Annotated in this window: 21 protein-coding genes; 9 read left to right on the top strand and 12 right to left on the bottom strand. The window is 73.5% G+C overall.

Annotated elements, in window-relative coordinates; genetic code table 11:
* Positions 1-4 precede the first annotated feature (4 nt).
* The 6 genes from dgt to xth all read right to left on the bottom strand — a co-directional run bounded on the left by dgt (position 5) and on the right by xth (position 7,113).
* Entirely contained in the window at positions 5-1,456 is a 1,452-nt protein-coding gene (gene dgt / locus U8525_RS12165) for a dGTP triphosphohydrolase (RefSeq protein ID WP_374264984.1), read from the bottom strand.
* 187 nt (positions 1,457-1,643) lie between these two features.
* Positions 1,644-2,315 carry a DUF2378 family protein gene (locus U8525_RS12160; RefSeq protein ID WP_374264982.1) on the bottom strand — a complete coding sequence of 224 codons (672 nt, stop codon included), beginning with the start codon at positions 2,313-2,315 and terminating at the stop codon, positions 1,644-1,646.
* Between the two features lie 66 nt (positions 2,316-2,381).
* Positions 2,382-3,824, bottom strand: a complete 1,443-nt coding sequence (locus tag U8525_RS12155; protein WP_374264980.1) for a sensor histidine kinase — start codon at positions 3,822-3,824, stop codon at positions 2,382-2,384.
* Between the two features lie 353 nt (positions 3,825-4,177).
* On the bottom strand, positions 4,178-5,818 hold the full coding sequence (locus tag U8525_RS12150) for a GMC oxidoreductase (protein ID WP_374264978.1): 1,641 nt from the start codon (positions 5,816-5,818) through the stop codon (positions 4,178-4,180).
* A 266-nt stretch (positions 5,819-6,084) separates the two neighbouring features.
* Positions 6,085-6,285, bottom strand: a complete 201-nt coding sequence (locus tag U8525_RS12145; RefSeq protein ID WP_374264976.1) for a hypothetical protein — start codon at positions 6,283-6,285, stop codon at positions 6,085-6,087.
* Between the two features lie 57 nt (positions 6,286-6,342).
* Positions 6,343-7,113: an exodeoxyribonuclease III gene (xth, locus tag U8525_RS12140; protein WP_374264974.1), complete on the bottom strand. Its 771-nt coding sequence runs from the start codon at positions 7,111-7,113 to the stop codon at positions 6,343-6,345.
* A gap of 208 nt (positions 7,114-7,321) precedes the next feature.
* Here xth and U8525_RS12135 point away from each other — a divergent pair, with 208 nt between their 5' ends.
* The 5 genes from U8525_RS12135 (at position 7,322) to U8525_RS12115 (ending at position 15,733) form a co-directional block, all read left to right on the top strand.
* Positions 7,322-8,377 (top strand): tetratricopeptide repeat protein, encoded by a 1,056-nt coding sequence (locus U8525_RS12135; protein ID WP_374264972.1) that lies wholly within the window; start codon positions 7,322-7,324, stop codon positions 8,375-8,377.
* 127 nt (positions 8,378-8,504) lie between these two features.
* Positions 8,505-11,114, top strand: coding sequence for a penicillin-binding protein 1A (locus tag U8525_RS12130; protein WP_374264970.1), 2,610 nt, complete (start codon positions 8,505-8,507; stop codon positions 11,112-11,114).
* A complete protein-coding gene (locus tag U8525_RS12125; RefSeq protein ID WP_374264968.1) occupies positions 11,111-12,460 on the top strand; it encodes an FG-GAP repeat domain-containing protein in 1,350 nt (449 codons plus the stop codon). Before U8525_RS12130 ends, U8525_RS12125 begins: the two co-directional genes overlap by 4 nt.
* A gap of 71 nt (positions 12,461-12,531) precedes the next feature.
* Positions 12,532-13,899 carry an ABC transporter substrate-binding protein gene (locus U8525_RS12120; RefSeq protein WP_374264966.1) on the top strand — a complete coding sequence of 456 codons (1,368 nt, stop codon included), beginning with the start codon at positions 12,532-12,534 and terminating at the stop codon, positions 13,897-13,899.
* A gap of 184 nt (positions 13,900-14,083) precedes the next feature.
* On the top strand, positions 14,084-15,733 hold the full coding sequence (locus U8525_RS12115) for an ATP-binding protein (RefSeq protein WP_374264964.1): 1,650 nt from the start codon (positions 14,084-14,086) through the stop codon (positions 15,731-15,733).
* Positions 15,734-15,818: 85 nt separating this feature from the next.
* Here U8525_RS12115 and U8525_RS12110 read toward each other — a convergent pair whose 3' ends face one another.
* Complete coding sequence (locus U8525_RS12110; protein ID WP_374264962.1) at positions 15,819-17,924, bottom strand: MXAN_5187 family protein; 2,106 nt, start codon at positions 17,922-17,924, stop codon at positions 15,819-15,821.
* Between the two features lie 156 nt (positions 17,925-18,080).
* On the bottom strand, positions 18,081-18,440 hold the full coding sequence (hpf, locus tag U8525_RS12105; RefSeq protein WP_374264960.1) for a ribosome hibernation-promoting factor, HPF/YfiA family: 360 nt from the start codon (positions 18,438-18,440) through the stop codon (positions 18,081-18,083).
* Between the two features lie 159 nt (positions 18,441-18,599).
* Here hpf and U8525_RS12100 point away from each other — a divergent pair, with 159 nt between their 5' ends.
* On the top strand, positions 18,600-18,962 hold the full coding sequence (locus tag U8525_RS12100) for a response regulator (RefSeq protein ID WP_374264958.1): 363 nt from the start codon (positions 18,600-18,602) through the stop codon (positions 18,960-18,962).
* 77 nt (positions 18,963-19,039) lie between these two features.
* Positions 19,040-19,501, top strand: a complete 462-nt coding sequence (locus U8525_RS12095; RefSeq protein ID WP_374264956.1) for a hypothetical protein — start codon at positions 19,040-19,042, stop codon at positions 19,499-19,501.
* A gap of 10 nt (positions 19,502-19,511) precedes the next feature.
* Here the strand turns inward: U8525_RS12095 and U8525_RS12090 are convergent, their stop codons facing one another.
* Complete coding sequence (locus U8525_RS12090; RefSeq protein ID WP_374264954.1) at positions 19,512-20,498, bottom strand: N-acetylmuramoyl-L-alanine amidase-like domain-containing protein; 987 nt, start codon at positions 20,496-20,498, stop codon at positions 19,512-19,514.
* On the bottom strand, positions 20,495-21,478 hold the full coding sequence (locus U8525_RS12085; protein ID WP_374264952.1) for a HEAT repeat domain-containing protein: 984 nt from the start codon (positions 21,476-21,478) through the stop codon (positions 20,495-20,497). Before U8525_RS12085 ends, U8525_RS12090 begins: the two co-directional genes overlap by 4 nt.
* Positions 21,479-21,634: 156 nt before the next feature.
* Between U8525_RS12085 and U8525_RS12080 the strand changes: the two genes are divergently transcribed.
* A complete protein-coding gene (locus tag U8525_RS12080; protein ID WP_374265048.1) occupies positions 21,635-21,955 on the top strand; it encodes a DUF4398 domain-containing protein in 321 nt (106 codons plus the stop codon).
* 17 nt (positions 21,956-21,972) lie between these two features.
* Complete coding sequence (locus U8525_RS12075; protein ID WP_374264950.1) at positions 21,973-23,391, top strand: OmpA family protein; 1,419 nt, start codon at positions 21,973-21,975, stop codon at positions 23,389-23,391.
* Positions 23,392-23,734: 343 nt separating this feature from the next.
* Here U8525_RS12075 and truD read toward each other — a convergent pair whose 3' ends face one another.
* Together truD and U8525_RS12065 are read right to left on the bottom strand one after the other, a co-directional pair.
* Entirely contained in the window at positions 23,735-24,757 is a 1,023-nt protein-coding gene (gene truD, locus U8525_RS12070; protein ID WP_374264948.1) for a tRNA pseudouridine(13) synthase TruD, read from the bottom strand.
* Entirely contained in the window at positions 24,754-26,073 is a 1,320-nt protein-coding gene (locus U8525_RS12065; protein WP_374264946.1) for a DUF4388 domain-containing protein, read from the bottom strand. Before U8525_RS12065 ends, truD begins: the two co-directional genes overlap by 4 nt.
* Between the last annotated feature and the right edge of the window lie 7 nt (positions 26,074-26,080).

Here is a 26,080-nt window from a genome sequence, read left to right as displayed (position 1 = left end):
AGCGCTACGTGGGGAGCTGGATGCCGGACAGGCGCTGGTACAGCTCCACCGCGCGGCTGTCCGACAGGCCGGTGATGTAGTCCGTCACGCACAACAAGCGCTGGTACGGCGTGAGCCGCTGGATGACCTCGTCGCGCCGGGGCGGACGCGGCGCCTCTTCGTCCGCCACCGCGAACTCCGGGCGCTGGAAGCACTCCAGGGGCAGGAGCTGCCGCAGCTTCCGCTCCTCCGCGTTGGGGGACTCCGCCACCACGGACAAGGCGAACATGTCCAGCAGGCCGCCCAGCGTCTTGAAGCCCGCGCTCTCGATCTGGAGCACGCGCTCGCTCCAGTAGCCGTGCTCGCGGGTGAAGTCGGTGATCTCCTCCAGCCGCGCGCGCACCTCCGGCTGGAGCCCGGTGAGCGGCGTCTCCACGCGGCCCGCCTCCAGGTCGTGCGCGTGCGCCACGAAGGCCTCCACGCACCTGGGGATGAGCTTGCCAATGGCCCTCGCACGGGCCTGGGCCATGCGCGTCTCCAGGTGCCGGGGCGGCTTGCGGACCACCGGCTCCGGCAGCACCGACTCCAGCAGCTGGCACGCGCGCTCCATGGGCACGAGCCCCAGCTTCGCGGAGTCCTCCAGGTCGATGACGGCGTAGCAGATGTCGTCCGCGGCCTCGACGAGGAAGGCCAGCGGGTGGCGGCTGAACACGCCGGGCTCGCGCTCGCGCAGGCCCGTGGCGCGGTAGGCCTCCAGCGCCAGGTCCACGTCGTCCTGGAAGTAACCGAACTTCTTCTCCGACACGACGCCCTTCGCCTTCGGCCGGGCCCCGGGCAGCACCGACGGGCGCGGGTACTTGCTCATCGCGCCCAGCGTCGCGGCCGTGTAGCGCAGCCCGCCCCGGCGCTCGCGCGACTGGAGCCGGTTGAGGATGCGGAAGCCCTGCGCGTTGCCCTCGAAGTCGCGCAGGTCGCGCCACTCGGCCTCCGTCGTGAACGGGCTCCGTCCCGCTCCCGGCGCAGAGAGCCGCTGGCCCACCCAGTGCTGGATGGCCGCCTCGCCCGAGTGTCCGAACGGCGGGTTGCCGATGTCGTGCGCCAGGCACGCCGCCGCCACGATGGTGCCCAGGTGTGATGGGTCCAGCTCCACGCCCTGCGCCTTCAACCCCAGCCCGGCCTGGTGCCCCAGCGAGCGGCCCACGCAGGACGCCTCGATGCTGTGCGTGAGGCGCGTGCGCGTGTAGTCGCTCGTCGACAGCGGGAAGACCTGCGTCTTGTCGTGCAGGCAGCGGAACTCGCTGGAGAAGACGATGCGGTCGTAGTCGCGGGAGTAGTCGTTGCGCTCGTCGAGCTGCCGGTGCGCGGCCTCCACCCTGGACGCCTCCGCCTGCGCGGAGCGCGGTCCCGACCCGACGCGGGTGTCCGACAGGAGCTTGCGCCAACGCTCCGTGCGTTCCTGACTGTCATCGCGACTCACGAGCCAAAGACCTCCGGGTGCGGTGGAGAGCCCCGCCATCGTGCTCCCCGGCACCGGGGGCGCAAGTTCCCTCGCCCTCCGGAGGCCCGCGCGTGCCCGCCCCCGGCTTCCCAGCCAGGCTGGCGGGCCCCGCGGACCGGCGCCGCGCTCCGACGGGCCCGGGCCCCAACTCCCGGTCCCCCGCGCCCTACTGGAACATCCTCCAGCGGGACGCCGTGGGTGACTCCGTGGGCAGCGCGACCGGCGCCTCCCAGGTGATGCGGTACTCGGTGTCCAGCAGGCCCAGCTTGCGCCCCAGGACCCGCGGGTTCCGCGCCCCCACCATGGTGAGCACCTCGCGCAGCACCCCCTCGTGATACGCCGCCGGCATGAAGTCGCGCCGCATGACGAGCACCGCTTCCCCCTCTCCCTTCCAGTCCACGGTGCGCTCCCCGTAGCTCACCGCCATCTGGTAGCCGGACGGCAGGTTCGACACCAGCTTGCGCGGGTCCCCCGCGGACAGGAGCAGGAAGGTGCGCCCCACCGCGGACTCCAGGAAGCTGCGCGTGGCCTGCATCCCCATCTGCCGGAGCGCCTCGTCGAACCCGCCCCACCGGGGGGACAGCACCCGCGACGCCTCCTGCGCCAGCTTGAGGAAGCTGGCCACCGGGTAGTTGAAGAAGCCCACGAAGCGGCGCTCGTCCGTGGCGGCCCGGCAGTTGGACACCGCGTCCTCCCCCACGCCGGTGCGCACGGTCTCCAGCACCCCCAGGAAGAACATGCCCCGGGCGGTGTCCAGCTCCGTCGCCGCCATGCGACGCACCGCCCAGTCCGCCTCCACCGCGCCCGCCTCCGGGTACGGCTTCGCCTGTGCTTGCATGCCTGCCTCCATGTGTCGCGTGAACCCACGCTCCACGCGCGAATCGCCAACCTGCCCAAGCCCTCTTCAGGAATGCACCGCGACCCTCGTGGCCTGGGCGCACCCGTCCGGAAACAAGACGGTGAAGCGCGAGCCCTGGCCGATGTCGCTCTCCGCCTGGATGCGCGCGCCATGCCCCTGCACCAGGCGCTTCACGATGGCGAGCCCCAGCCCGGTGCCGCGCGCCTTGGTGGTGAACATGGGCTCGAAGATGCGCTCCAGGAGCGGCGCGGGGATGCCCGGCCCGTCGTCCGTCACGCGCAGGCACCAGGCGCCATCCACCCGCGCGTCGGCGTGCACGCGGACCGTCCCGGAGCGCTCCGGCGGGATGGCCTCCACCGCGTTCTGGATGAGGTTGACGAGCACCTGGCGGAACTGCTCGCGGTCCAGGAGCGGCACCGGCAGCCCGTCCGCCACCAGGTTGTCCACGCGCACGCCGTCCCGGCGGGGCACCACGCTGATGGCCTCCTCCACCAGCGGCCGGAGCGGGCACGGAGCGCGGCGCGGCGGCCGCCCCTTCGCGTAGTCCAGGAGCTCGGAGATGAGGACCGAGCACGCCTGTAGCTCCCGGTCGATGATGTCCAGGAAGCGCGGGATGCGAGGGTCGGAGGGCGGCGCCCCCGCCTTGCGCAGCCGGCGCAGGACGAACGCGTTCGCGGTGCGCGCGGCCGCCAGGGGGGTGCGCAGCTCGTGGCTGACGCTGGCGGTGAGCTGCCCCAGCGACGCCAGCCGCTCCAGCCGCTCCGCCTGGTCGCGCACCGCGTGCACCTCCCGGACCGCGGCGTCCAGCTGCCCCACCCGCTGCGCCAGCTCCTCTTCGAGGGCGGACTCCGCCAACGCCTGGCGCCCGGCGCGCTCCCCCAGGTCGCGCAGCGCGTCCCGGCAGGCGACGACGAGCACCCCGTTGACGGCGGCCACCCAGCAGGCGTGCTCCAGGAAGCGCCACCACTCCGGGTGCAGCTGGCCGTAGACGGACTCCGGCCACAGCGCGCCCCGAACGCAGTGGTCCACCACCATGACCAGGCTCGCGGTGAGCAGCACCTTCGGATCCCGGTAGAAGGACAGCACCGCCAGCGAGCCGAAGATGTGGAAGTGCGTCTCGATGCGGCCGCCCGTCAGGTGGATGAACAGCGCGGACCAGAGCATCTGGCTCACCGCCACCACCTGCCGCGTCGTCGCCTCCCCCGGGTGCAGCCGCGTGAGCATCATCGGGAACACGCTCAGCGCCGCCCCCAGCAGCACCGCCGTCTGCACGTGCAGGTGCAGCGCGCGCACCTTGCCCTCCCACCCGGAGGGAGACACGAACACCGCCACCAGCACCGCGGCCACCCACTGCCCCAGCATCAGCCAGGTGAACAGGCCATCCACCCGCTTGCGCGCTTCCCGCAGCTGAAGCGCCAGCAACGCCGCCGCCCGCCCTTCCAGGCCGGGCAACGCAGTCACCGGAGCATGAATGGAAAAGGCTGACATGGACGAAGTCATCTCTTCACCCGGCCAGAATGGTGGCGGACCGACTTAAGCAGCAAAATTAGAACTACATGGAAACCGCAAAACCCACCATGCTGCCCGAGGGCACCTGGAGTGCCCATGCGTGAACATCGCGGGTGCGCGTCCTGGCAATGGCAGACAGCCCCCGAGGAGCGTCGTCCCGTGCATTCGCAGCCGACAATGACAAGCAGGCCATCCCCGCGTCCACCGAGCCCCCTGATTTCGGGACCGGGGTACGAGGCGCGCGCTCACGTCTGGCCAGTGGGCCCCGCCCCCGGGTCCCAAGGGGGAACAGGGGGCATCCGCGCACACGGCGCGCGCGGGCTGTCCGTGTCTCAGGAGACCGCGGCGTGGGTGCGCGAGGGGGCCTCGCGCGTGGCGTCGGTGTCGCCCCGGGGCTCCTCACGGGCGGCGGGGATGAAGGTCATGGCGCGCTCGGCGAGCGCGGCGATGGTGAGCGAGGGATTGACGCCCGGGTTGGCGGAGATGGCCGAGCCATCCACCACATACAGCCCCTCGTAGCCATACAGCCGGTGCCTCGCGTCGATGGCGCCCGTCGCGGGGGAGTCCCCCATGCACGCGCCGCCCAGGATGTGCGCGGTGGTGGGGATGCCCATGAGCGTCTCGCTGACCATGGTCATGGGGTAGCCCTCCAGCTTGTCGGACACGCGCTTCGCCAGGTCGAAGGACTCCGGCATGTTCGCGGTGGGCGCGGGGCCCTCCTGCAAGCCGGTGGTGAGGCCGGCGCGGAAGCCGGTGGTGAGCGCTCGGCCGCGGCGCATGCGCAGGTGGCCCTCCATGGTGCGCATGTAGAGGAGGATCATCGTGCGGCGCGCGAAGTCCGGGACGAACCAGGCCTGGAGGAAGCGCAGGGGGCGGCGCGCGAGCAGCCCCACCAGCCGGGCCACGCGAGACCACGCGGTGGCGCCGGGGACGTGGGGGGCCATGAGCAGGCGGAAGAAGCCGGAGCCGGCGGGGTAGCGCACGGGCTCCAGGTGCGAGTGCGCGTCGGTGTGGAGGATGGACCCGATGGCGATGCCCCGGGACAGGTCGCGGTCCTTGTGCTGCTTGCCGCTGACGATGCCGATGAGCGCCTCGGAGTTGGTGCGCACGCCGTCGCCCACGCGCTCGGAGAGGTTCGGCAGGCCGTCCTTCGCGTCCTTGAGCTTGAGCAGCAGCTCCAGGGTGCCGAGCACGCCGCCCGCGAAGATGACGTGCTTCGCGGTGAAGCGGCGCGTCTTCTTGAAGAAGCCGGTGCCCTCCTTCGCCGTCACCTCGTAGCCGCCCTCCGGCAGGGGGCGCACCCACGTCACCTCCGTGTCCGCGTGGAGCGTGAGGCCGCGCTTCTCCGCGAAGTAGAGGTAGTTCTTGTCGAGCGTGTTCTTGGCGTCGTGGCGGCAGCCCAGCATGCAGCCGCCGCACGCGTTGCAGCCGGTGCGGTCCGGGCCCTCGCCGTTGAAGTAGGGGTCCTTCACGGTGACGCCGGGCTCGCCGAAGTAGACGGCCACGGTGGCGGCCTGGAAGTCGGGGCGCCCCAGCTCCTGCCCCACCTCCTTGAGCACCTGGTCCGGGTACGTGTGGAGCGGGTTGACGGTGGCGCCGAGCATGCGGCGCGCGGTGGCGTAGTGCGGCGCGAGCTGCTCCCTCCACGGCGCCAGGTGGCCCCAGGAGGCGGCGTCGAAGAAGTCGTCCTTCGGGATGGGCAGCGTGTTGGCGTAGACGAGCGAGCCGCCGCCCACGCCGACGCCGGACAGCACGGTGACGTGGCGGAAGAAGGTCATCTTGAAGAGGCCGCGCCACCCGAGCCCCGGCATCCACAGCCAGCGCTTCAGGTTCCAGTTGGACCTGGGGAAGTCCTGGCCCTGGAGGCGCCGGCCCTTCTCCAGCATCACCACGCGATAGCCCTTCTCGACGAGCCGCAACGCGCTGACGCTGCCACCAAACCCCGAGCCGATGATGAGCCAGTCGCAGTCCATGACGTCCTCTCGCGTCTCCTGGAGGCGCGTGTGCTCCCGCTCCTCGAAGAGGTCCGCACTCTATGCCACGAGCGCGGGCCGTCCTCGCGGGGTGGCGCGCGCCCTCGGGAGCAGGACGGCGCGGACGGGCGCCTCGTGGCCTGCCTCCCCGCCCGGCGTGCGGCGGGCGGCCATCCCGTCTCCTTCGCTGATGACAAAGGTACGGATGGCTTCAGAGGACCGGCCCTCGTGCCCCGCCGCCTGCCCACCCTTGGAGCGGGTGGCGGCTACGCCGGGTCGGGCTCGCGGGGCCGGAAGAGGGCGCACGCGCGCACGGGCTGGGGCGTGTACTTCTGGGGCAGGAGCGGACACATGATGAAGGTGGACGTCCGCGTCTGGACGTAGCGGGGCGGCGCGGCGCAGCGGTGGCAGAGGCTGTCCGGGAACGGCAGCGGATCCGGTGGGGGCGGCATGGCGGTGGACAGCATCGCACGGCCCGGAGGGAAGGCGGTCGAGCCGGAAATCGGGCCTGCCTCCGACGCGCCTCAGTCCTTCAACTCCAGCCACACCGGCGCGTGGTCCGACGGCTGCTGTCCCTTGCGCTCCTCGCGGTCCACGTCACACGCCGTCAGCCGCTCCACCAGCGGCGCCGTGAGGAACAGGTGGTCGATCCGCACGCCCTTGTTCTTGGGGAACATCAGCATCCGGTAGTCCCACCAGGAGAACTTCTGCACGTCCGGGTGCAGCTTGCGGAACGCGTCCGTCAGCCCGAAGGCGCACACCTGCTGGAGCGCGTCCCGCTCGCGCAACGTGAAGAGCGTCTGCCCCTCCCACTGCGCCACGTCGTACACGTCGATGGGGTCGGGCGCGATGTTCCAGTCCCCGCCCATCACCACCAGGTCGTCCGGCTTGTGGCGCGTGTCCAGGTAGCTCCGCAGCCGCCGGTACCACTCCAGCTTGTAGACATACGCGGGCGAGTCCACCTGCTGCCCGTTGGGCGCGTACGCGCTCACCACGCGGAGGCCGTTCACCGTCGCGGAGATGAAGCGCGCGTGCGTGTCATCCACCCCGTCCGACAGGCCCCGCACCACGTCCGTGGGCTCCGTCTTCGCCAGGATGGCCACGCCGTTGTACGTCTTCTGCCCGTGCACCGCGGCGAAGTAGCCCGCCTCCCTCACCGCGTCGAAGGGGAAGTCCGCGTCGGTGCACTTGAGCTCCTGTAGGCACAGCACGTCCGGCTGGCTGCTCTTCAGCCAGTTGATCAACCGCTGCTGCCGGGCCCTCACCGAGTTCACGTTCCAGGTCGCGATTCGCATGCGGCGCGGACCGTCGCACGCGGCCCACGCCCCCGCCACGCTTTTCCCCTCGCGCCTGCGGCCCCAGGGACACACCCGCCCCGCCTCCCGAGGGCACAGGCGTTGGCACACCGGTCGCAATAGGAGGGCTCGGGCCGGAAAGCACCGGCCCCGGGCCGCCGCTCCCGGCGCCCGCCGCTGTCCCAAGAGCAGCCCCGAGGGGAGTGCCATGAACCCGAAGACGCGCACCCGGTCCCGTCGCACCGCCTCCTTCCGGCGCTTCACCGTGCCGCCCGCGCTTCGCAAGGCCCTCATCCCCGCGGCGCTGGCCGCGCTGGGGCTCGCCGCGTGGGAGGACGTCCCCCTGCCCCGCCTGCTCAAGCCCTGGCTCGTCCACGCCGTGGAGGCCCATGCCCCCCCTGTGGCCGCCGCGCCCACCCCGCCCCGCGAGGCCGCGAGCCCCGCGCCGCTGGCCGCCCCGCGCCTCGTGGAAGAGGCCCCCGCGGAGGCCCCGGCCCCAACCGACGCCCCCGGCCCCGGTGACGCGCTGGCGCTGCCGCACACGCACGCCCGCCGGGTGGACCACGTGGCCCGCGCCCAGGGGCTGCGCGAGCTGGGGGACCTCTCCGGCGCCATGACGGAGCTCCGCCGCGCGCTGCACGACGACCCGGGCGCCACGGACGCCCTGGCGCAGCTCGCGCGCACGGCCCGGCTGGCCGGGGACACGAAGCTCGCCATCGACGCGTACGCCCGGCTGGGGCAGGCGGAGCCGCATGAGGCGGGGGCGCAGGTGCAGCAGGCCCGGCTCCTGGGGTCGGAGGGCCGCTTCGCGGACGCCGTCCACGTGGGCGAGGAGGCGCTCCTGCGCGACCCCGAGGACGCGGAGGTGTACCAGGTGCTCGGCCGCGCGCACCTGGGCGCCAACGAGCTGCCCTCCGCCATCCTGCGCTTCCAGCAGGCGGTGCACCTGGCCCCCGAGCACGGCCACGCGCTCAACAACCTGGGCTTCGCCTACCTGCGCGCCAATGACGACGCGCGCGCCGTGGAGGTCCTCACCCAGGCCGCCTCGCTCCTGCCGCACGTGGCCTACGTGCAGAACAACCTGGGCGTCGCCTGCGAGCGCCTGGGCCGGCTGGAGGAGGCCCGCGCCGCCTACGCCGCCGCCACCCGGCTGTCGCCCCGCTACGTGCAGGCCCGCGTCAACGCGGAGCGGGTGGGCCGCGTGGCCCGGGCCGACCCCACGGGGCCTGCCCGGCCGGAGCCGACCGAGCCCGTCGCGCCGTAGAGCGGGCGGCCAGGAAGCACCGCCGTTCCCGGGGGGACCGCCCGGGCGGGTTCACCCCGCCCGCCCCCCGGTCTAACCTCCAGCCCTTCACCCCGCCTTCACGAGCGTCATGACTCCGGCCCGACCGATGACTCCCTCCTCCGAGCCCCTCCCCCCGGCCCCGCCCGGAGCCCCGCCGCCCAGGAAGGGCGGGTTCGGCGCCGCGCTGTGGCGCTGGACGAAGCGGCTGCTGGTGCTGGGCGTGGTGGGGCTGGTGCTCGTCATCGGCGTGTGCGTGGGCACCTACGTCTACTTCAGCCGCGACCTGCCCTCCGTGGAGTCGCTGCGCAACTACCAGCCGCCGCAGGTGACGAAGGTGACCTGCGCGGACGGCTCCATCTGCGCGGAGTACGCGCTGGAGCGCCGCACGCTCGTGCGCATCGAGGACCTGCCCCCGCACGTGCGCAACGCCTTCCTCGCCGCCGAGGACGCGGACTTCTACAAGCACGAGGGCCTGGACCCCTTCGGCATCCTGCGCGCGGGCGTGAAGAACCTCATCCCCGGCAGCCGCAAGTCCGGCGCGTCCACGCTCACGCAGCAGGTGGTGAAGAACATGCTGCTGACGCCGGAGCGCAGCCTCACCCGCAAGATCCGCGAGTGGATCCTCACCCCGCGCCTGGAGCAGGCGCTCACCAAGGATCAGATCCTCAGCCTCTACATCAACGGCGTGTACTTCGGGCAGCGCCGCTACGGCCTGGAGGAGGCCGCCCTCTTCTACTTCGGCAAGCACGCGAAGGACCTGTCCGTGGGCGAGGCCGCCGTGCTCGCGGGCACCGTGCAGCAGCCCCACCGCATCAACCCGGTGACGAACATCACCCGCGCCAAGGCGCGCCAGCGCTACGTGCTGGAGCAGATGGCCGCCCAGGGGTTCGTGGCGCGCGAGGTGGTGGAGGCGGAGAAGGTGAAGCCCATCGTGCTCGCGCCGCGCAAGGCGGTCAGCGCGGGCGCCTACTACGCGGAGGAGATCCGCCGCACGCTGATCGAGCGCTACGGCGAGAAGATGGTGATGGAGGGCGGCCTGCGCGTGGACATCGCGCTCGTGCCCAAGCTCCAGGCCACCGCCGAGCAGGCCGTGCGCGACGGCCTGGAGGCGCTGGACCGGCGCCAGGGCTACCGGGGCGCGCTGGGCAAGCTGGACGAGGCCCAGTGGAAGCGCTACCGCGAGCTCATCGTCCAGCGCATCGACGAGGCCGGCCGCCGGCAGAAGGACCAGGGCTATGTCGCGGACCTGGCGCCGCTCGCGCAGCCCGCCGCGGCTCCGGCCAGGGCCCCCACCGCGCCGGAAGCGGAAGGCGCCGAGGAGCAGCAGCCCGCCGCCCTCGCCGCGGACGCGGACGCGGAGGAAGAGGAGGCCCGGTCGCCGGAGCGCGAGCGCGTGGGCCAGGTCATCCTCAAGCCGATGGAGGAGGGGCTGCGCCTCACCGGCTACGTCCAGGAGGTGGACCCGAAGCGCAACGTGGCGCGCGTGGACCTGGTGGGCCGCACCGCGGAGGTGTCCTTCGACTCCGTCACCTGGGCGCGGCAGAAGGGCAAGAAGGCCCCCAGGGACATCTCGGACGTCTTCACGCCCGGGGAGCTGGTGTTCGTGCGCGTGCTCAAGGCGCCCCCGGCGCCGGCCTTCGTGGAGGCCACGCTGGACCAGGTGCCCGTGGTGCAGGGCGGGCTCGTGGTCATCAACCCGGCCAACCGCAACGTGGTGGCCATGGTGGGCGGCTACGACGCGGAGCGCTCGTCGTTCAACCGCGCCACGCAGGCGAAGCGGCAGCCGGGCTCCTCCTTCAAGCCCTTCATCTATGGCGCGGCGCTGGCCAGCGGCCGCTTCACCCCGCTCTCCATGGTGAACGACGCGCCGGAGTCCATCCGCGACCCGTACACGGGCAAGACGTGGCGGCCCAAGAACTTCGACGGGCGCTTCGAGGGCCCCATGACGCTGCGCACGGCGCTGAGCAAGTCGAAGAACACCGTGTCCGTGCGGCTCATCGAGGCCGTCACGCCCGCGACCGCCATCGACTTCGCGCGCCGCGCGGGCATCCGCTCCGCGCTGCCGGAGAACCTCACGCTCGCCCTGGGCACCGGCGAGGTGACGATGCTGGAGGCCGTGAACGCGTACGCCACGCTCCAGGCCAACGGCCGCTACGCGGAGCCGCTGACGCTGCTGCGCGTGCGCGACGCGAAGGGCAAGGTCCTGGAGGAGCACCAGCCGGCCTTCGAGGAGACGCTGCCTCCGGCGGTGGCGTACCTCACCACGTCGCTGATGCGCAGCGTGGTGGAGGACGGCTCGGCGCGCGCGGTGCGGGAGCTGAACCGGCCCGCCGCGGGCAAGACGGGCACCACCAACGAGTCCAAGGACACGTGGTTCAACGGCTACACGATGGACTGGGTGGCCAGCGCGTGGGTGGGCTTCGATGACAACACGCCGCTGGGCGCCAGCGAGACGGGCGGCCGGGCCGCGCTGCCCATCTGGCTCAACTTCATGCGGGTGGCGGAGGAGGGCCTGCCCGCGCGCGACTTCGAGGTGCCCCCGGGTGTCACCCAGGTGCGCATCGACCCGGCCACGGGGCTGCTGGCGGGCAACGCGGTCCCGGGCCGGATGGAGCCCTACCTGGAGGGCACCCAGCCCACCGCCGAGGCGCCGCCGCCCGGCCAGGTGACGCCGGACAACTACTTCCTGGAGGAAGGTGGCAAAAGGGGGCTGTGAGTCGCTCGCTCCTTTCGCTGGTCCTCGCGCTCGCCTTCGCCCTGCCCGCCTTCGCGGAGTCGGACGAAGGCGCGCCTCCCGCGTCCGCCCGCCTGGCGGTGGCCGTCGCGGACGCCATCCGCGGCGCGCCCGCCGAAGCGCCCGTGGCCCTGTGCCTGTCCGGGAGCTCCCCCGAGCTGCGCCGGGCGTTCGGGACGCTGCTGGCCGCGCGGCTGTCGGCGATGAGCCTGGGGCCGGTGGTGCTGGACGTCCCGCCCGAGCGCGCCGAGGCCGCCGCCCGTGAACAGGGGGCCCGCTCGCTGGCGCGGCTCACGCTGGACGTGGAGGGCGGCGAGCTGACGGCGCGGGGCGACGTGCTGGGCACGTGGGTGAACTTCTGGTCGGGCCGCACGCCCACGCGTCCGCCGAAGCCCGCCGCCGCCGTGGCCGAGGGCGTGGAGGCGGACGCCGCGGTGCTGGCGCTCGCCGCGGTGGGGACGCCGTCCGGAGCGGCGGGCCCCGGGCCCCAGCAGCGGCGGCCGGTGCGCCTGCTGGGCGCGGTGTTCGCGCGGCTGGAGGCGCCGCTGGGCGCGCTGGCGGCGGGCGACCTGGATGGCGACGGCCGCGATGAGGTGGCCGCGCTCACCGAGCACGAGGTGGTGGTGTTCGGCGCGGACGGGCGGGTGCTCGCGCGGCGGGAGCTGGAGGGCACGGCGGCCGCGGCGACGACGCGCGAGCCCTTCGGCGCGCTGGCGGTGCTGACGGGGCCACCGAGGCTCGCGGCCTGGAGCACGCGGTACGCGCGGGGCGAGGTGCTGGTGCTGGACAAGGCGAAGGGGACGCTGCGCCCGGCGGGGACGCTGGACGCCGCGCCGATGGGGCCGGCGGAGCGCGGGGCGTTCGTGCCGGGGCAGACGGTGTTCGCGCCCGAGGTGCGGCTCGCGGACGGGCGGAGCCTCACGGTGCCCGCGCCCTTCGGCGCGGCGGGCTTCGCGGGCGCGCGCATGCTGTTCGTCCACGCGGACAGCACGGCGTCGCTCTACGCGAGGCCCGCCTCCGCGCCCCTGAAGCTGTCCGGCCTGGGCGCGGGCAGCGCGCTGGGAGACCTGGATGGGGACGGCGTGCCGGAGCTGCTCACCACGTCGCCGCAGCTCCAGCCGTCGCCGGACGCGCTGCGGGTGCTGTCGTTGTCGACCGACGCCCCGATGGCGCACGAGCCCCTGTGGCAGGGAGCGCTTCCTCCGGGACGGGCGCTGTACGTGGTGACGGCGGACCTGGACGGGGACAAGCGCCGCGAGGTCATCGTGGGCTCATGGAAGCCGGACGGCACGAGCGAGCTGTTCCTCCTGCGCCAGGGTGCACCGTGATGAAGAACCATGGCCCCACGGTCGGTCCGCGCCGCGCGGGCGGCCCGCCGCGCCCGCGACAGGGAAGACGCGTGCTGCTCCGCTCCGCCCTCGCGGGCCTCGTCCTGCTGTCCTCCGCGCCGGCACTGGCGGCCAGCCGTCCGCGCTACGGTGGCGAGCTGCGGGTCGCGCACGCGGGTCCACCTGAAATCGGCGAGCCCCCGCTCGCGGACACGCCCATGGAGGCCGCGCTGCTGGGCCTGCTGACCCGGCCCGTGTGCCGCGTGGACGCCGGCGGTCAGGTCCACCCGACGCAGGCGCGCGAGCTGTCGCGCCCCGTGCCGCAGGCCCTGCGCATCGCGATGCCCTCCGCGGCCAGCGCCACCGCCGTGGCCCGCACCTGGACGCGGCTGTCATCCACGGAGTCGCCGTCGCCGTACCGCGCGCTCCTGTATCCGCTGCGGGGGGATGGCCGTCAGGTGACGTCCACGGGCGCCAACCTGGACCTGGCGCTGGCCTTCCCGTGGCCCGACCTGGAGCGCTCGCTGTGCCACCCGGCCCTCGCGACGCCACCATCGCCCGCGTCGGGCCCGTTCAGCGCCGCGGGACGGGGCGTGCTGGAGGCCCAGTCCACGTGGCCGGAGGGCCGGCCGTACCTGGACCGGCTGGCGCTCACCGCCACGGATGAGCGGGGCCTCGCGCGGCTGTGGTCCGCGCGGCAGGTGCAGGTGGGGCTGGGCATGCCGCCCGACACCGACACCTTCACGGGCGCCGCGCTGTACGCGACCTATCTGGCGTACTCGCCGCGGAAGGTGCCCGCGGACTTCCGCCAGGCGGTGGAGAGCGCCATCGACCGGGAGGACCTGACGCGGCTGTTCGTGAAGGGGCCGGCGGTGCCCATGGCGAACCTGCTGCCGCCCGCGCTGATGCCGCAGGGGTCCAGGCCCCGGCCTGGGGCTCCTCCGGCGGGCGCGGGTCGCAAGGTGACGCTCGCCTACGACGCCGCGCTGGCGGATCAACGCGCCGTGGCCGAGCGCATCCAGGTGAAGCTGCACGACCAGGGCTACACCGTCGCGCTGGAGCCCCAGTCGCGCGCCGCGCTGCGAAGCCGTCAGGCGAAGGGGGACTTCGAGCTGATGCTCAGCGCGTACCTGCTGCCGCCCATTCCAGGGCCCGCGCTGGCGGTGGTGCTGGAGGCGGGCGGGCGCAGGGACCTGCTCGGCGTGGAGCTGCCGCCCATCGGGGCGCTGACGGACGCGGGAGCCCGGGATGCGCGAAGCCGCGAACGGGCGCTGGCGCTCGCCCCATCCGTGCCCCTCATCCCGCTGTACGCCCAGGGGCTCGCCGTGCGCGCGGCGCCGGAGGTGACAGGGCTGGCGCTGGACGCGCAGGGCCTGCCGGTGCTCGAAGGCGCGTGGCTCGCGCCCGTCGAAGCCTCGGGCGGTGGAGGCCGGCCATGAGCGCCGCCGGCAGGACGCGGCGCACCGCGCACCGGATGCGGGGAGCCCGGCGCCCGGAGAGCCACGACGCGCCCTGCATCGCCTTCGTCATGCGGCGGCCCGCCATGGGCCCTCCCCATGCCGCGCCGCACACCCCGGACCCGACGCCCCTCGCCACGCAGGCCCCCAGGAAGGACCGGCCCGCATGCGCCTGAGGACCCGGCTCGCGCTCGCCTTCGCCCTGCTCGCGCTGGTGCCGCTGGCGATCGTCGTTCCCCTCACGCTGACGCGCCTGCGCGACACGCTGTCGCGTGAGCTCGACGCGCGCATGACGGCCGCCACCGCCTCCGCGCAGGAATCGCTGGAGCGCTCCGCCGCCAACGCGCGCCGCGCCGTCGAGGAGCTGGTGGAGAGCCCCGCCATGGAGGACCTCGTGCGCGACGCGCGCACGGCCCCCTTGCGCGTCATCCAGGCCAACACCGCCGAGGGCCTGATGAAGAGCCGCGGCCTCACCGTGCTCACCCTCTTCGACCGCGACGGCACCGTGCTGTCCTCGGGCCACCTGCCCGCGCGCCGCGGGGACCCGGACCCCGCCCTCTTCGCCGTGACGAAGGAGAAGTCCCCCAGGCTGGTGACCGTGCGCGTGGACGTGCGAGGCGACGCGGGCCTCCGTCAGGTCCCCGCCCTCGTCACCGCGCGGCCCGTGGACTACGGCGACGTGCGCCTGTGGGCCGTGGGCGGCGTGGTGCTGGACGACGGCCTGGCCCAGCACCTCGCCCGCCTCACGCAATCCGACGTGGCGCTCCTGTCCGGCGACGCCCAGGTCGCGCACGCGGGCAGCGCGGCCCCGCCCACCGTGGAGCAGGTCTTGCCCCTGGGCAACGCGGCCTCCGTGCGCCTCACCTTCAGCCGCGCCGCCGCGCGCGAAGCCGAGGAGGGCGTCATGCGCGCGTTCCTCCTGCTCGCGGGCCTGGGCCTGGGCTTCGCGGCGCTGCTGGGCCTCCTGGTGTCGCGCTGGATGACGCGGCCCGTGGAGGCCCTCACCTCTGGCGCCCGCCGCGTCGCGGAGGGCGCGCTGGACGTCCAGGTGACGTCCCGCGCCACCGGCGAGGTGGGAGAGCTGGTCCGGACGTTCAACCACATGACGTCCGAGCTGAAGAACACCACCGAACGGCTCATGGCCACCGAGCGCATCGCCGCGTGGCAGGAGGTCGCCCGGCGCCTGGCCCACGAGATCAAGAACCCCCTCACCCCCATCCGCATGTCGCTGGAGACGCTGATGGCCGCGCACGAGGCGGGCCACCCCAGCTTCCCCACCCTCTTCAAGGAGAGCGCGGGCGTGGTGCTGGAGGAGGTGGAGCGGCTGCGGCGCATCGTGGACGAGTTCAGCCGCTTCGCGCGCCTGCCCAAGCCCCAGCTCGCGCCGGTGGACCTGGGAGAGCTGGCCCAGGGCGTCCTGTCGCTGTACGCCGCGCCCCCGGAAGGCATCCAGTTGGAGCCCACGCTCCATGCGGGCGTGGTGGCCCGCGCGGATCGCGACCAGCTCACCCAGGTGCTCGTCAACCTGGTGAAGAACGCCGAGGAGGCGATGGCCGGCAAGGGCGGCGCGCTGCGCGTGCGCGTGAAGGGCACCGACACGGACGCCATCGTCGAGGTGGAGGACCAGGGCCCCGGCATCCCCCTGGAGCACCGCGCCCGCGTCTTCGAGCCCTACTTCACCACCAAGGACGGAGGCACCGGCCTGGGGCTCGCCATCGCCGCGCGCATCCTCCAGGAGCACGGCGGCCGCCTGGAGGTGGGCGGCGAGCCCGGCCACGGCGCCCGCTTCAGCGTCGTCCTTCCCCGCGCGAGCTGACGGACTCCAGGCCCACGCAAGAAGGCCCGGCACCTCCCCCAGAGGAGGTCCCGGGCCTCCGGGCACCGCACGGGGGGCGCGGCCGTCAGTCCTTGACGGGCGTCGCCTTGAGGGCGGCCTTGCCCTCCTTCACGTAGACCTGGAAGCGCACCGTCTTGCACGCGTACTTCGTGACGAGCTGCTCCTTGTTCTTGCGCAGCTTCTGCACGAACTTGTCGTAGGTCAGGCCGTCCGCCTGCTCACCGCAGCGCTCGCGCGTGGTGACGAACTCGCGGAAGACGTCCTGGAAGTGCTGCTCCTCCGACAGCGCCGCCGCGGCCGCGGTGTTGACGCCCGGCATGGGCAGCGGCACGGCCTGCGGCCCGTTGGGGCGCGGCGCCGGCATGGGGATGGCCTCCGAGGTGGGCCGGGTGCTGGCCTGGAGCAGCTCGCGCGGAATCGCCGCCACGCGCGTCGTCTCCGGGGACTCCGGCTCGGAGGACTGCGCCGCCGCCAGCGCGAACGGATTGGCCGCCTGCTGGAGCGAGTACGCCGCCGTGGGCTGATCCTCGAAGGCGAACGCGCCGTGGCGCGGCGCCGCCGGAGCGAGGGGCTCGGACGGGGGGGCCGGGTGCTCGAAGGGCACCGCGCCGCCCTGCGCGTACGCCGGAGGCGGCGCGAACGGCTCCGCGGCCGGCGGCGGGAAGGCCGCGGGCGGAGACGGGAACGGGAACGACTCCACGCCCGCGAACGGATCCGCGGCCGGCGGAGCCCCGAACGGCGAGGGCGCGGCGGCCTGGGGCGGCGGCATCGCGAACGGATCCGCCAGCGGCGCGGCCTGGGGCGGCGGCATCGCGAACGGATCCGCGGCCGGCGCCGGAGCGCCCGGGAACGGGAACGCATCCGCGCCAGCGAACGGATCCGCGGCCGGCGGAGCGGCCGACGCGAACGGGTTCGACACCGGCTCCGAGTGAGCCGCCGACGCGAACGGGTTGGACAGGGGCTCCGGGGGAGCCGCCGACGCGAACGGATCCGCGGCCACGGGGGCCACGGCGGCCGGCGCCGGCGGCGACGTGGTGGTCGCCGGCTGGGGCGCGGGCTGCGCGGCGGACACGGACGACGGCTGCGCGGCCATCGCCGCGGACCAGCCGAGCGTGTCCGAACCGCCCGTCACGGCCTCCTCGTCGGAGGCCTTCTTGCTCCCGCCCATCAGCGCCATCCACACCAGGCTCAGCACGAACAGGCCGCCCAGCGCGAGCAGCGCGGTGCCCTGGTACGCGGCCAGCGGGGCCAGCGTCGCCGCCGTGCCCGCGATGACCACGACTTCATACGGCGTGCCCGCCAGCGCCTGGCGCGAGCCCACGAACAGCGGCGCCTGGCCGCCCATCGCGTCGCCGTGGGTGAAGGCGGGCAGCTGCACCGGGCCCAGCGCCTGGAGCGAACCCGACTCCAGCACCGTGTCCCTGGCGCCCGCGGCGAGCCGGGGCAGCGAGCCCTCCAGCCGGGCCTTCTCCGCGCCCGCGCCGCCCACCACCTTGTCCCCCTGCACGAGCCCCACCGCGGCCGCGCCGGTCGCGTCCACCGCGCCCTGCACCGCGGCGTCCACGGCCAGGGGCGCGCCCACCACCAGCGTCAGCGCCGGCACGGGCGTCCCTTCGCCGCTCCACGCGAGCGGCACGGACGCGAACACGTGCGGCGCCCCGAAGGCGTCCACCACGGACGTGCCCGCCTTGGCGAGCGCCGCGACGTCCAGCGCGGCCGCGTCCGAGGAGGGCTCGGCGTCCGCGCGCGCATGGAAGCTCGCGTCGCCGGCCACCACCGCCACCACCGCGCCCTGGAGCTCCGGCGGCAGGCTGGCCTGCGCGGCCGTGCGCAGCGCGCCGAAACGTTCAGCAGTGAGCGGAAGCAGCCCGGCCGGCTCCTCCGCGTCCTTCGAGCCGTAGCGGTCGCGCGGGGACTTCGCCACCGGCGCCGGATGCAGCGCGCTCACGGCGGCGGCCAGCTGGGGGCTGGCGGCGAGCTTCAGCGCCAGGGATTGCACTTCCACGCGGCGTGCATCCACGCGACGCGCGACCTCGCCGGTGCCCGACGCGGCCTGGAGCGACGCACCTTCCACCGCGCGCGCACCCTGAGGCGCCGACAGCGTCGGGAGGTGAGCCAGGCCCAGTCCGAGGACCAGGAGTGCGAACAGCAGGAACTTGAGGCGGACCATCGCCGTCCTTTAGCCCAGGGGTGAGGGGTCCGCTTATAGCGTCCACCGTTCGACCCCAGCAAGGAACTGGCTCGAAGGAGCCCGGGGGCCGGATGCCTGGCTGGCATCCGGAATTCCCGGGCCCTTCGGTCTGTCACACCGCGATGCAGCCGGCCGCTAGTAGGTCGACGCGTCCGCGTTCAGGTCGTACGGCAGACCGTGGGTCCTGGCCTCGCGGCGCCGCTCCAGCGCGCGCTTGATGGCCTTCTCCAGGCGGTCACGCGTTGCGTCGATGGCCTGGAACAACGTCTCCGACGTCTCCGTCACGTGCACCGCCTCCAATCCAGGCATGCGCACCGTCACGCGGCACTCCTTGTCCACGCCGCCCTTGGGCCCGTTGATGTCCACGAGCGCGATCTCGATCTCCGACGCCTCGTCCTCGGCGAAGCGCTCGATGTGGGCCACCAGGTGCGTGTCCACATACTGCTTCAGGTTGTCCGACAGCCCCAGATGCACTCCCCGCAGCTGCACCTTCATGGATTCACCTCCGGGGACAAACATGGGCAGTCCCCCGCCCGCCCGTGAGGGGCTGTCGCAAGCCCTCCCGCCTGCCCTCCCCGGAAGCGGCCGACCGGACCTCATCCCGCCCGGGACACATGGGACGAATCCCGCGGGGCGGTGGGTTGCCCTAGTCGCATGGATGCCGAGCGAATCAAGGTCCTGCTGGTGGAGGACGACGGGGACAGCCGCGAGCTGCTGGCGGAGCTCCTGGAGGACGACTTCGAGGTCACCACCGCGTCGGACGGCGTGGCGGGCCTGAAGGCGTTCGAGGCCACGCACCCCGACGTCGTGGTCACGGATGAATCCCTGCCGGGGATGAACGGCACGGAGCTGGCGCAGCAGGTGAAGGAGCGAGAGCCCAACGCCCGCGTCGTCCTGGTCTCCGGCTACGCGCAGGTGGAGGGCGCGGACTACTGCGATGCCGTGTTGCGCAAGCCCATCGACGTGGAGCGCCTGAGCCGCATGGTGGGCGAGCTGGGAGACGCGGCGCGGCACTGAGGATGTTTTCGCGCGGGCGCCGCCTGCCATCCGCGCGAGCCGTTCCTAACATTCCAGCCATCGCCCAGGAGGGCCCCATGAGGTACTGCGCACGGTGTGGCTCGGAGTATCAGGACAGTGTCGTGGACTGCACGGATTGCCCCAACCACCCACCGCTCGTGTCCGCGGAGGAGATGCGCGAGCGCGGGCTGCCCCTGCCCCATGAGCTGGATCAGCGCCGCTTCGTGCGGGCGGGCATCGCGGACGACCCCGTCACGGCCCAGATCTTCGCGGACGTGCTGGACGAGCACCGCATCCCGTTCATCGTGCGCCCTGGCCGCTCGGGCGTGGTGGACGAGCTGACCACGGGCAACCTGCTGCCCTGGTGGGAGCTGCTGGTGCCGGACACCGAGCAGCGCCGCGCCGCCAGCATCCTGGAGGAGGAGAAGCTCCAGGAGCGCGTCTACGCGGACGAGGCCGGCCGCGCGGCCGAGGAGGAGGAGCTCGAGGACGAGCGCACCCGCCAGGCGCCGGTGGACCGCGCGCCCCCGGTCCTCTAGCGCTCCGCCGTCAGGGCGCGCCCACGGTCGCGCTGCTCCCCGCCGTCGCGGGCTGGGACGCGAGCGCGGCGGGCGGGCGCCGGGCCTCGAAGAGGCTCACGCCCGTCACCTTCCACTTGTCATAGCGCGCGTTGCGGGCGAGGAACGTCTCCAGGTCCTCGTCCACCACGCGGTTGTAGCCGCCCTTGGACGCGTGGCGCAGGTACGTGCGCTTCTTCTTCTGCACCACGAAGCCCAGGTGGGTGATGCGCGTGGCCTTCAGGGGCAGGTCCTCGCGCATCACCACCAGGATGGTGCCGGACGCCACGCCGCGCGCGTGCTCCAGCACCTTGTCCAACGGAATCATGTCCAGGGTGTAGGTGCCCACCGGCTGGCGCTCGCGGGGCAGTTGCAGCGCCATGGACGACCTCGACCGCCAGGTGTGCGCGGTGAGCGTCTTGGTGACGGTGACGGTGTCCGCCTTCGCGTACCGGCGCGTCACGTCCACCAGCAGGCCCTTCTTGATGTTGTTGGGCAGCCACTGCGCTTCCATCAGGTGGTTGCGATCCTCGTAGGTGGGCGTGCTCGCGTAGCGGATCCGCTCCAGGAGCGCCGGCACCTCGGACTCGCCGCGCGCGAGGCCCAGGGCCAGCGTCTCCTCCACGAAGGTGAGGCAGTCCACCGCGTCCAGGCGGAAGGTGGGGTCGGGGTCCACGCCCTGCCCCTCCCCCAGCGGCGACAGGACATAGGGCGTGTTGAGGAACCTCTCGCTCATGCCCAGGAGGCGCTCGGCGAGCGGGGCGTCGGCCCTGTCCGCGATGAGGGCCGCGCGCTGCTCGGGCGTGAGCCCGCTCCAGCCGTTCTCCCGCACGGGCGGCGGCGCGGTGGCGGCCGGAGGGACAGGAGCGGTGAGCGACGCGGGCACCGCGCGCGCCGGGGGCGCGGCCTCGGGGGGCGGGGCCGGCTTCGCGGGGGCCTGGGCCAGGAGCGCGAGCGCGCAGACACCCCACACGCTCACGGCGCCACCCCGGCCTTGCGCAGGATGGCCTTGCGGCGGTCATCCGCGAGCTGGAGCGTCTCCAGCTCCTTCTCGTAGACGAGCTTCTCCTCGCCCTTGGCGTTCCACGACGCGAGCACCAGCCAGTCCAGCGACGCGGCGTCGCCGCCCTGGTACAGCACGCGCGCGGCGGTGGCGGCCACGGTGCGGTCCGCGTCCTTGAGCAGCGGCGTCAGCACGGGGCTGGCCTTCTTCGCCGCCACGCCCTCGAAGAGCACCAGCCCCTGGCGGCGCACGAACTTGTCGCTGTTGCCCAAGAGCTTCTGCGCGAAGGCGAAGCCCTCGGGCGCGCCCAGCCGGCACAGGCCCCGCGCCGCGGCGAAGCGCGTGCCCTCCGAGTCGCTGTCCAGGTACGCCTTGAGCGCGGCCTTCTGCTTCGCGTCACCGCTGGCGCCCGCGGCCTCCAGCAGCGCCGCGCGGACCTCCAGGTCCTGTTCATCCCTGGCGGCGGCCATCAGCGGCTTGCCCATCTTGGCGTTCTTGGACGCGCCCAGGGCCCGCGCGGCCTCGCGGCGCACGCCGCTGCTCTTGTCCTGGAGCAGCGGCAGCACGGCGGCGGTGTTGCGGCTACCCAGCCGGGCCAGCCCCTGCGCCGCGTACATGCGCACGGTGCTGTCTTCGTCCGACGCCAGCTTCGCCAGCGTGGCCTCCCCCGTGCGCGCGCCCAGGGACGCCAGGAGCGCCACCAGGTTGCGGCGGGTGCGCTCGTCGTAGGTGGTGCGCAGCATCGGGCCGATCTCCTCGGCCGCGTAGGCCTCCTGGCGCAGGTAGCGCAGGCGGGACGTGGCGGGGGGCACGGGGGCGCCGTTGGCCACCTGGGCGAGGACGATGTCCGCCTCCGCGCGGCCCTGGGCCTTCTTGGACGCGGCCCCCGGGCCGGCGAGGGCGGTCAGGGGCAACAGCAGCACGACGAGCAGGGCACGGACGGACGGTGGACGCACAGGGGCGGGATGGTGGCAAGCGCGGCCCCCGCCGTCAAAGTCCACCCTCCCGCCCGGCCCCCTGCTCCACGCCAACCGCCCGATTCTTGACCCCCCCGGAGGCGATTGATACGACCGACGGCCTATCCCTCCGCTCTGTCGACCGAGGCCCCCGTGATGACGAAGCAGTCGCTCCTGTTGGCGTTCGCGGGCGTGCTGACCGCATGTGGCCCCGTGAAGTCCACGTCCAACATCCTCGACGCCGAGGTGCAGATCCAGGCCGCGCGCACCGCCGGAGCGGAGAAGGAAGCCCCCTACGAGTGGACGGCCGCCAACCTCTACCTGCAGAAGGCGCGGGAGGAGGTCGGCTATTCGGACTACCAGGCCGGCGTGGACTTCGCGGTGAAGGCCTCGCGCTTCGCCAACGAGGCGCGTGAGAAGGCCATGTCCGCGGCCAACAACGGCGGCGACTCCCAGGGCCGCCCCCAGAACCCGTGACGCCCGAGCGCTCCCCGATGAAGCGTCTGACCCAGTCCGCGCTTTTCACCCTGCTCCTCACCTCCCTCGCCTGCGTCAGCGGCAACAAGATCCGCGCTGACACGGAGGTGCTCACCGCCGACGTGGAGCGCGCCCGCCGCGGCGGCGCCCTGCGCTGCGCGCCCGCGGAGCTGGCCACCGCGGAGGCCAACCTCGACTTCGCCCGCGGCGAGCTCAGCCAGGGCAACAGCACGCGCGCCGCCCAGCACGTGAGGACCGCCGACACGGCCATCAAGCGCGCGCTGGAGCTGTCCAAGAACTGCGGCCCGCGCCAGGTGCTGGTGCGCGACCGCCCGGAGGCGCCGCAGGCCCAGCCGGAGCAGCCCGCCCAGCCCCAGCAGCAGGTGGTGGTCAGCATCGAGGAGACGGACAGCGACGGCGACGGCGTCCTGGACAAGGACGACCCCTGCCCCGAGCAGGCCGAGGACGTGGACGGCTTCCAGGACCAGGACGGCTGCCCGGACCCGGACAACGACAACGACGGCGTGCTGGACGCGCAGGACAAGTGCCCGCTCATCGCCGGCGTGGCGGAGAACGACGGCTGCCCGCCGGAGGCCCCCAAGGACCGCGACGGCGACGGCGTGCTGGACAACGTGGACAAGTGCCCGGACCAGCCGGAGGACAAGGACGGCTTCGAGGACGAGGACGGCTGCCCCGACCTGGACAACGACATGGACGGCATCGTGGACGGCACGGACAAGTGCCCCAACGAGCCCGGCCCGCTGCAGAACCTGGGCTGCCCCATCGTGGACAAGGACGGGGACGGCATCAACGACGACAAGGACAAGTGCCCGGACGAGCCGGAGGACAAGGACGGCTTCCAGGACGAGGACGGCTGCCCGGACCTGGACAACGACAGCGACGGCGTGCCGGACGCGCAGGACAAGTGCCCGAATGAGACCGGTCCGCAGGAGAACGGCGGCTGCCCGGATCCGGACCGCGACGGCGACGGCGTGGTGGACCGCCTGGACGCGTGCCCGGACGACCCGGGCGTGAAGGAGGAGCGCGGCTGCGCCAAGCAGTACAAGATGGTCATCGTCAAGAGGGACCGCATCGAGATCAAGAAGCAGATCCTCTTCGGCACCGGCTCCGCGAAGATCATCGGCAAGCAGAGCACCAGCATCCTGGACGAGGTGGCGCAGGCGCTGAAGGACGCGCCGTGGATCCGCAAGATGCGCATCGAGGGCCACACCGACTCGCTGGGCAACGACGCGACGAACCTGAAGCTGTCGCAGAAGCGCGCGGACGCGGTGATGGCGCAGCTGCTCAAGCGCGGCATCGATCCGGGGCGCATGGAGGCCGTGGGCTTCGGAGAGGCGAAGCCCGTGGCCCCCAACAACACGAAGGCGGGCCGCGCGCTCAACCGCCGCACGGAGTTCAACGTCGTCCGGCAGTGACGTGACGGCCCACCCCGCTTCCGTCTCACGGACGGAGGCGGGACGAGCAGCGCCCCTTCGCGCCTCCCCGGGCCTCACGCCCAGGGAGGCGCGGTCGTTTCCAGGGCAGGGGACAGCACCAGGGCGCAGCAGCCCTCGCGCCCTGGGAGAGGCAGTCGTTTCCAGGACACGAGACAGCGCCAGGGCGCAGCAGCCCTCGCGCCCAGGACGGCGCGGTCGTTTCCAAGGCACGAGACAGCGCCAGGGCGCAGCAGCCCTCGCGCCCTTCCGCGGGGCCGCAGCGCGAACGCGCGATCCAGCGCGGGGCATCGCCCGGGCGCCGCGCCCGCGCACGCCGGCGGCCTCAGCCGTCCTTGAGCAGTTCGTGCAGCACTTCGGTGGCGTAGGCGCCGCGCGGCAGCTCGAAGGTGAGCAGCGCGTCCTCGCCGTCCGCCGTGAGCTCCGCCGCGCCCAGCCGCACGCGGTACGGGCGGCGCGTGCCCTCCGTCTCGTCGCCGCCGCGCTGGAAGTCGCTCAGCGCGACGCCCGCCTCCGCGAGCAGCCGGGCCTCGGCCTCCGCCACCTCGCCCTTCGCGGCGGTCATCTTCGGGCCGAACATCGGGCCCGCCGGGCTCACCTCGAACGCGGCGACGCGCGGGCCGTCCACGTCCGGCGCCTCGCACACGAAGAGGCCGCCCGTCTCCTCCTTGCGCAGCACGTCGCCCCACAGCGCCGTGGCGAAGGTGCCCGCGGTGAGCCGCGCGGCCAGCGCCTGGTTGAAGAGGCGCGACTGGAAGGCGGACAGGTACAGCTTGCGCTGGAAGCGGTCCGGCCGCTTCGGCAGCCGCTGCCCCAGGATGAGCATCCGCCCCAGGTCCGCGTTGTCGCCGGCCCGCCCGAAGCGCTGCTCTCCGAAGTAGTTGGGCACGCCCTGCGCGGACAGCCGGGCGAAGGACTCGCGCGCCGCGCCCAGGTCCTTCACGCCGCGCAGCCGCAGCCGGAAGCGGTTCCCCCGCAGGTGGCCGGTGCGCAGCTTGTTGCCATGGCGCTTCGCCTCCAGCACGCGGACGCCGTCGAGCGCGAACTCCGGCAGGCGCGCTTCCGCGTTCGCGGGCACGGACAGCCACTGCCGCGTCACCGCCTGCCGGTCCTTCATCCCCGCGGCGCCGATGTCGTCCTCGCGCACGCCCAGCGCGGACGCCAGCGCGCGCACCACCTCGCGCGTGTCCCGGCCGCGCTTCTCCACCCAGAGGTACAGGTGCGTGCCCTCGCCGGACGGCAGGTACGCGGGCAGCTCCTCCACCTCGAAGTCCTCGGGCGTGAGCTTGAACGCGCCGCCGCACCCGGGCACGCCCGCGGTCAACCTCGGGAAGCCGGTGTCCGTCACGGCGCCTCGAGCGTGGCCAGGAGTTCCTTCACCCTGCGGGCCAGGTCCTCATCCGCGCGCGACTCCAACAGCTCCCCCGCCTGGAAGAGCAGGAAGAACATCACGTCGCTCAGCGCCTGACGGAAAGAGGCCAGCGGCTCGCTGCCCAGCTGGGCGCGGTGCTTGTCGAAGGCCTCCATCAACCGGCCCTCCGGCAGGCTCCCGTCCGCCGCGAACGCCAGCCCCTCCAGCACCGGCGACGACGACAGCGCCTGGTTGGACAGCGCCGCGTTGGCCGCCGCGATGAACTCGCGGTCCATGCCGGAGCGGGCCACCTCGTCGCGGATCTCCCGGAAGATGAAGTTGAAGACGCGCGCCACCGGCCGGGCATCCACCGGAGGCGTCGCGCGCGCCGCCGGACGCGCGCGCGGCGTGGCCACCTTCTCCTGCGCCGCGGCCGAGCTGGGAGCCCCCGCCGGCTTGTCCATCAGCCCCGCGAAGCCGCCCTCCAGCAGGCGGAAGACGACCTTGGTGATGTCGAACTCGGACAGCCGCGCCGCGTGCCCCAGCTCCAGCACCGTGCGCCGCCCGTCCAGCATGCCCAGCACGCGGTCCTCGTCCTCCTCCAGCTTGCCGTCGGACGGACGCTTGCGCGCCACGTACAGGCGGCCGTGGGGGATGCGCTTCCGGAAGTGCGCCATCTCATCGATCTTCCGGATGCTGTCCATCAGCAGGCTCTGCGTGGACAGCTGGAGGGAGTGGCCCGGCTTGTCGTCCAGCGGCTGATCGATGAGGAAGAACGCGCCCTCGCGGCACAGCACGATGGCGTGGAAGATCTCGCTCACCTGGTGGGTGACGCACTTGAAGAGGTCGTGCGCCTGGAGCACGCCCTTCTCCACCAGCGCCCGGCCCAGCTTCGCCGCGGACTGCTCGCGCAGCACCGCCTCCACCTGCGCCCGGTCCGCGTAGCCCAGCCGCACCAGCACCTCGCCCAGCCGGTCCGCGGGCTCCTCGGAGGTGGCGCCGCGCACCTCGCCCTCGCGCAGCGTGAGCGAGCGCTCACCGCCCGGCGTGTGCACGCGGATGACGCCGCTCCAGCGCGACTGGCTGAGGAACGCGATGAGGTCCGACAGCGGGAAGCCGCCCGCGTCCCCCGACAGCACCACGCGCGGCGTGGGGATGGAGCCCCCCTCCGGCGGCATGCGGGAGAACACCAGCAGGTCGGGCGCGGTGGGCATCAGCGCGTACGTCCCCGAGCGTCCCGCGAGCGCGGGGATGCCGGTCCGGTCCTCGGGGACCAGCTGCGCGGCGCCATCGATGCGGAAGCGTTGGGTCATCGAAGCG

The sequence above is a fragment of the Corallococcus sp. RDP092CA genome (assembly GCF_041903675.1).
Taxonomy (GTDB): domain Bacteria; phylum Myxococcota; class Myxococcia; order Myxococcales; family Myxococcaceae; genus Corallococcus.
This window is presented reverse-complemented; position numbering and strand designations above follow the sequence as displayed.